Source organism: Tepidicella xavieri, assembly GCF_004363315.1.
Lineage (GTDB): Bacteria > Pseudomonadota > Gammaproteobacteria > Burkholderiales > Burkholderiaceae_C > Tepidicella > Tepidicella xavieri.
Genome location: NZ_SNYL01000016.1, coordinates 48,028 through 54,839 on the forward strand (window position 1 = coordinate 48,028; position 6,812 = coordinate 54,839).

Here is a 6,812-nt window from a genome sequence, read left to right on the forward strand (position 1 = left end):
CATGCGCTTGGCGTGGCTGGGTTTGGAGGCCACGGGAAAGGCTCACATGAACCGATTTTTCTTTGCCCCTGTCTCCCGCGTGCGGCGGGTTCTGGCTGTCGTTGGACTGGCGGCCCTGACTGCTTGGTCGGCGCCGGCGCAGGCCACGCGCATCAAGGATGTGGCCGCCGTGCAAGGCGTGCGCACCAACCAGCTCACCGGTTATGGCCTGGTGGTGGGCCTCGATGGCACGGGGGATCAGTCCTCCCAGATGCCCTACACCGGGCAGACGCTCAACAACTACTTGCAGCAGCTGGGCATCACCCTGCCGCCCGGCGCCAATTTTCAGCCGCGCAACGTGGCGGCCGTGTTGGTGACGGCCCAGTTGCCGGCGTTTGCCCGGCCGGGGCAGGCCATCGACGTGACGGTCTCCTCCATCGGCAACGCGAAGTCATTGCGCGGCGGCACGCTCATCACCACGCCATTGCGCGGCGTCGATGGTGAGATCTATGCCTTGGCCCAGGGCAATCTGCTCGTCGGTGGGGCGGGTGCCGCCGCCGGGGGCAGCAGCGTCACCATCAACCACCTCAGCGTGGGGCGCATACCCGGTGGCGGGCAGGTGGAGCGCACCGTGCCCACCCCCTTGTTGCTGGGCGAGACGGTCGATCTGAATCTGAATGCCTCCGATTTTCAGACGGCGCGGCGGGTGGCGCAGGCCATCAACAGCGCCATGGGCGAGGGCACGGCGCAAGCCCTCGATGGGCGGCTGGTGCGGGTGCGCGCGCCGCTGGACCCGAACGCCCGTGTGGCCTTCCTGGCCGATATCGAGGAATTGCCCCTGGAGCTGGCGCGCCCGGTGGCGCGGGTGGTGGTCAACTCGCGCACGGGTTCGGTGGTGATGAACCAGGCCGTGACGCTGGGAGCCGCGGCGGTGGCGCACGGCAACCTGTCGGTCAGCATCAGCTCCACGCCGCAGGTCAGCCAGCCGGGGCCGTTCGCGCCGCCGGGGGCGCAGACGGTGGTCACCGAGCGGGCCGACATCCAGGTCAGCCAGGAAGGCGGGGCGCTGATCAAGGTCGAGGCGTCGGCGCAGCTCAGCGATGTGGTCAAGGCACTCAATGCGCTGGGGGCCACGCCGCAGGATCTGGTGGCCATCTTGCAGGCCATGCGCGCGGCCGGCGCCCTCAAGGCCGAGCTGGAGGTGATCTGACATGAGCCTCGATCCGTCTTCGACCCTGTCGCTGTCGGCCCAGCGGGGGCTGGCGGTCGATGCCAAATCGCTCGATGCGCTCCATGCCTTGGCCGGGCGCGACGACCGCGCGGCGCTGAAAGAAACCGCTCGTCAGTTCGAAGCGCTGTTCATGCGTGAATTGCTCAAGAGCATGCGCGAGGCGTCGATGAAAAGTGGGTTGATGGACAACGAGGGCAGCGACCTTGGCACCCAGTTGCTCGACGAGCAGTGGGCGCTGAAGATGACCGGGTTGCCGGGTGGCCTCAGCGAGATGATCGAGCGCCAGTTGATGCAGCATGTCCAGCCTGGGCCGGCCAACGGCTCAGGAGGGGCTGCCGCATCCGTGCCGAACAGGGCGGCCCGCGTGCAGGCGCCGGCCGGCGATGTGCCCCAGCCCACGCCCACACAGGCGGCCTTCGTGGCGCAGCACCGGCAGGTGGCGCTGCAAGTGCAGCGCGAAACCGGCATCCCGGCCAGCTTCATGATCGGACAGGCGGCGCACGAAACCGGCTGGGGGCGCAGCGAGATTCGCCATGCCGATGGTTCCAACAGTTTCAACCTGTTCGGCATCAAGGCGGGGCCGTCTTGGAAAGGACGGGTGGCCGAAATCACCACCACCGAGTACATCAACGGCGTGCCGCGCAAGGTCACGGCTCGCTTCCGGGCCTACGATTCCTACGCCGAATCTTTCCGGGACTATGCCCGCCTCATCAGCCAGAGCCCGCGCTACAGCCAGGTCATGGAGAACCTGCACTCGGCCCGCGCCTTTGCCGAGCAGTTGCAAACCGCTGGCTATGCCACCGATCCGCGCTATGCCGACAAGCTCAGCCGCGTGATCAACACCACCCTCAACGTCAAGCGGGCGCTGGGTTAAAGGGAGACCGCCATGTCATTCAACGTCGGCGTCACCGCCCTGACCACCAACCAGGCCGCCTTGCAGGTCGTCGGGCACAACATTGCCAATGTGAATACGCCGGGCTACTCGCGCCAGCGGGTGAGCCTGGAGCAGGTGCCGGGCCAGATGTTTGGCAACGGCTACTTCGGCAAAGGGGTGCAGGTGGCCGCGGTGGAGCGCTCGTTCAACCAGTTCCTCACCCGGGAGGCCAACCTCAGCGCCGCTTCGGCCGCGGCGGCCAACACCCGCTACCAGCGGCTGCAGACGCTAGAGCAGTTGTTTCCCATGGGCGAAGCCGGCATGGGGCGGCAGCTCAACGGTTTTTTGAACGCGTGGGCCGATGTGGTGGCCTCGCCCACCAACCAGACCGCCCGCGGCGTGGTGCTGACCCGAGCGGCCGAATTTGCCAGTCGCCTGAACCAGACCGCGCGCCAGCTCGAAGAATTGCGGGTGACGACCCGCGTGCAGATCGAGGCCGGCATCGACCAGGCCAATCGCCTGACCGCCAGCATCGCCAGCCTGAACCAGCGCATCGTCGATGCCTTTGCCACCGGGCGCACGCCCAACGATCTGCTGGATCAGCGCGACCAGCTCGTGGCCGAGCTCAACAAGATCGTGCAGGTCAACACCCTGGAGGCCGATGACCGTTCGCTGACCGTCTTTGTCGGCAGCAGCGTGCCCGTGGTGTTGGGCAATCGGTCCACGCCGCTGGTGGGCTCGGAAAGCATCAATGCGGCCGGTCGCTACACCATCGGCTTTGGCAGTGCCGAAGCGGTGATCAACGAGGGCTTGCTGGCCGGTGGCCAGCTCAAAGGGGCGCTGACCTTCTACAACGACGACGTGGCCGACGTGCGCAACCAACTCGGGCGCATGGCATTGTCCACCATCGAGCTGTTCAACCGCCAGCACGCGGCGGGGCTGGACCTCAATGGCGAGCCGGGCCGCGACTTCTTCAACCCGGTGAGCTTCGGCACGGCCGTCACGCGGCTGACCCCGACCTCCACCGCGGCCCTGAGCGTGTCGGTGGACCCGGCCGCCGATGCGCCCACGCGCTTCAAAGCCTCCGACTACGCCGTGCAATATGTGGGCGCGGACCAGGTGGTCATCCGGCGTGTCAGTGACGGGGCTTATTTCGACCCGGGCACGGGCGAATTTTCGGCCACCAGCCCGGTGACGGCCACCTTCCCGGCCGCGCCCAACAATTTCCTCACCTTCGACGGCCTGCGGCTGACGCAAAGCGCCACCGGCGTGGCGGGGGACCAGTTCGTGTTGCGGCCGTTTGCGAGCGTGGCCGCTCAGGTCAGCGTGGCGCTGACCTCGCCTTCGCAATTGGCCGTGGCCAGCCCGGTGCTCATCGAAGCCGGCACCGGCAACGCCGACACCCTGGAGGTGGAGGCCCTGTACCGGGTGCCGGTGGCGCTCGGTGGGCCTCTGCCCCAGTCCGATATTGCCATCAGCTTCAACGCCGCCGGGCAGTTCACGGTGGCGGCCACCTCACCGGCAGCGGCGGTGACGGTGCAAAGCCCGGCGGGCAACACCCTCACGCCGCCGGGCGGGCCGTATGCCTTCACGTCCGGACAGGAAATCATCCTGGAGGTGGCCGGCCAGGCACCGCTGCGGCTGGTGCTGCGCGGGGCGCCCACCGATGGCGACACCTTCACCATTCGCAGCGCCGCGGGCACCGACATGCGCCAAAATGCCGGCAATGGCCAGGCCCTGCTGGCTTTGCGCGACCTCGATGCGCTGGACGGCTACACCCTCTCCGACGGCTACATTCCCGTGTTTGCCGCCGTCTCATCCAGCATCCAGGTGGCCAAGGCCGACAGCGAGTTCGCCACCCGGGTGGCCGATCAGGCCGAATCGGCGCGGGCCAACCAGGCCGGCGTCAACCTGGATGAAGAGGCGGCCCGTTTGCTGCAATTCCAGCAGGCCTATCAGGCCGCGGCCAAGTATTTGCAGAGCATCCAGTCGATCTTCGACACCCTGCTGTCCACCTTCCGGTGATTTAAGGAACGGCCATGTCCCTGACCCGCGTCAGCACCGCCAACAGCTACGATGCCACCATCAACCGCATCAACCAGCGCAGCGCCGAGCTCGTCGCCACCCAGGAAAAGCTCGCCGCGGGCAAGCGCGTGCTGCGCGCCAGCGACGACCCGGTGGCCGCCACGCTGGCCGAGCGCGAAAGCAACCGCCTCATGCGCACCGAAGCCGATTTGCGCGCCTTGGAGCGCGCCCGCTCCGGGCTCGTCCAGGCCGAAAGTACTCTGGGCCAAATGGACGACGTGCTGGCGCGTTTCAAGGAACTGCTGGTCCAGGGCGGCAACGGCGCCCTGTCGGCGAGCGACCGCCTCAGCATTGCCCGCGAAATGCGGGGCTTGCGGGAGCAGTTGCTCAACCTCGCCAACACGCAAGACGCCGAAGGCAACGCCTTGCTGGGCGGCCTGGGCGTGACCAATGTGCTGGGGCGGCCATTCCTCGACCTGTACGACGGACCGAACAGCGGGGTGGTGTACCAGGCCATTGCCGGCCAGGCCGCCCCCACCGAGACGGGGCTGCCCAATCGCGTCGATGGCCGCTTCGCGCTCATGCGCGTGCCCACGGGCGATGGCTATTTCGAGGTCGAGCACGTCAGCGGCAACGTGCTGGCCGAAGGCATCGCCATCCGGAACATGGACGACCTGATGGCCACCGGCTTTTATGCCGACCCGCCAGCGTTCAGTGAATTCAGCGTCCAGGTGAACTGGGACGGCGCCAATGCCACCCTGGACATCTACCGCTCCGACGAGACGGCCCCGATCCGCTCGATCGCGCTCGGGCCGGTCGTGCCCGGCCAGACGGTCGATTTGCGCCAGGCCCTGGGGGCGAGCGCGGTGTCGGTCGGCAGAGACGCACCGCCCGAGGACTATGGCTTCGACATCGTGCTCAGTGGCTCGTTCACCGCACCGGCCACCCCAGGCGGCCCGCTGGCCCAGTTCGATCTGCGGCCCAGCCGCAACGGCGATCTGTTTGCCACCCTGCAGCGCGCCATCGACGCCTTGGAAGACAGTAGCAGCACCCGCCGCACGCAAGTGTTCAATGCCGTTCACGCCGAACTGCAGGCCGGGCAAGACCGCCTGCTGCTGGTGCGCGGCCGCTTGGGCGAGCTGCTGCGGCGGGCCGACAGCATCGAGGGCCTGCTGCAAGACCGTTCCGTGGCGGGCCAGAAAGAACTGTCCAACCTCACCGACCTGGACATGGTCAAAGGCATTTCCCAATTCCAGACCCAGCAGCTGGGCCTGCAGGCGGCGCTTCAATCCTACGCACAGGTGCAAAGACTCACGCTGTTCCAGTACATTGCGTGATGTATGGCTTTGAACCTGCTTGAACATGTCGCTTTTGCCTATCAACCCATCTGGGGCGCGAAGCGGCAACTGATCGGCGTGCGCCTTCGGGTGCGGGCCGTGCATCCCGAGTCCGTCAGCGCGGCGCAACTGCTGCACCTGATTTCGGAAGAACTGTCGGCCGATTCGCCTTTCGTCGTGGTGTCGTTTGCCGAAACCGGGTTTTTGCGCGAGGCCCTTTCGGTCAACCCCCACGAGCACGTCTGGCTGGAACTGCCCGACTATGGCGACCAGATACCGCCCGGGCTGGTGGAGGCCGTGGCCTATGCCCACCGCATGGGCCACCGGCTGGTGCAGGATGCGCCACTGGCGCGGGCCAAGCCGTTGCCGCCGATCGGGCAGGGCGTGCACCGCTACCTGCTGCACCTGTGGCCCGAGCAAGCGGCCCAGGCCCTCCATGTGGCCCAGCAGATGCGTGCCGGTCGCCCGGCCGACAGCCCCATCCTGCGCGAACAGCTCTACCGCGACATCGGCCAGCGCGAGCTGGCCATCCACTGCCTGGACGACCGCAGCGCCTGGGGCCTGTGCGGCTGGCCCGTGGACGACGTGCTGCGCCAGCACCAGCGCTACGGCGTGCCCGTGGACAAGCTCACGCTGGTGCGCGTGCAGCAGGCCCTCATGCGCGACGCCTCCATGGAAACGGTGGAAGACCTCATCCACCGGGACGCCGTGTTGACATTCCGCACCCTGCGGCTGGTCAACTCCCCCGTGTTTGGCGCCTCGCGCGAAGTGACCACCGTGCGCCAAGCCCTCATGCTGCTGGGGCAGCGGCGGCTGCGCGACTGGATGCTCGAACTCATGCCCGGCGCTTCCGGCGACAGGGAACTGCTGCCCGTGCGACTGGGTCTGGTGCTGCGCGCCCGGCTCATGGAGCACCTCATGGAAGCGGGTTTGCAGCGCGATTTGCGGACCGAAATCTACGTGACGGGGTTGTTCTCCGCGCTCGACCGGCTCACGAACGAACCCCTGAACGCCGCCCTCAAGCGCATTCCCATCTCCGAGGCCATGGGCGACGCCCTCCTGCGCGAGGCGGGCCCCTATCACATCTACCTCGACATCGCGCGCCGCATGGAGCACTTCGAGGAACTGCAACGGCTGCCTGCCTTGTGCGAAGCGGCCGCCTTCCCCCTCGACCACGTCAACCGCAGCCTCATCCGCACCATTGCCGGCTGGCGCAACACGCTGTAAGCCGAAAAAACCCCGCGCAGGCGCGCCCGGCCCTGGCGCCGTAGGGAACCTCTGCACTACCCCGCCCACTCGTTCGTGGCGACGAGTTGAGGGTCAATATCGTTTCACATGACGGGATCGAAGCAGATGCTGAGCCGTC

5 protein-coding genes are annotated in these 6,812 nt (G+C 67.3%); all 5 read left to right on the top strand.

Going from position 1 to position 6,812, the window contains the following annotated elements:
* The first annotated feature begins 46 nt into the window (after positions 1–46).
* Genes DFR43_RS11720 through DFR43_RS11740 form a run of 5 tightly spaced genes read left to right on the top strand, consistent with a single transcriptional unit; the run spans position 47 to position 6,673 of the window.
* The gene (locus DFR43_RS11720) at positions 47–1,189 is read left to right on the top strand and encodes a flagellar basal body P-ring protein FlgI (protein WP_133598906.1); all 1,143 of its coding nucleotides are present in this window, start codon (positions 47–49) and stop codon (positions 1,187–1,189) included.
* 1 nt (position 1,190) lies between these two features.
* Positions 1,191–2,084, top strand: coding sequence for a flagellar assembly peptidoglycan hydrolase FlgJ (gene flgJ / locus DFR43_RS11725; protein WP_133598908.1), 894 nt, complete (start codon positions 1,191–1,193; stop codon positions 2,082–2,084).
* 12 nt (positions 2,085–2,096) lie between these two features.
* Positions 2,097–4,109, top strand: a complete 2,013-nt coding sequence (gene flgK, locus DFR43_RS11730) for a flagellar hook-associated protein FlgK (protein ID WP_133598910.1) — start codon at positions 2,097–2,099, stop codon at positions 4,107–4,109.
* Positions 4,110–4,123: 14 nt separating this feature from the next.
* On the top strand, positions 4,124–5,446 hold the full coding sequence (locus DFR43_RS11735; protein WP_133598912.1) for a flagellin N-terminal helical domain-containing protein: 1,323 nt from the start codon (positions 4,124–4,126) through the stop codon (positions 5,444–5,446).
* Positions 5,447–5,449: 3 nt separating this feature from the next.
* Positions 5,450–6,673: an HDOD domain-containing protein gene (locus DFR43_RS11740; protein ID WP_133598914.1), complete on the top strand. Its 1,224-nt coding sequence runs from the start codon at positions 5,450–5,452 to the stop codon at positions 6,671–6,673.
* The last annotated feature ends 139 nt before the right edge of the window (positions 6,674–6,812 follow it).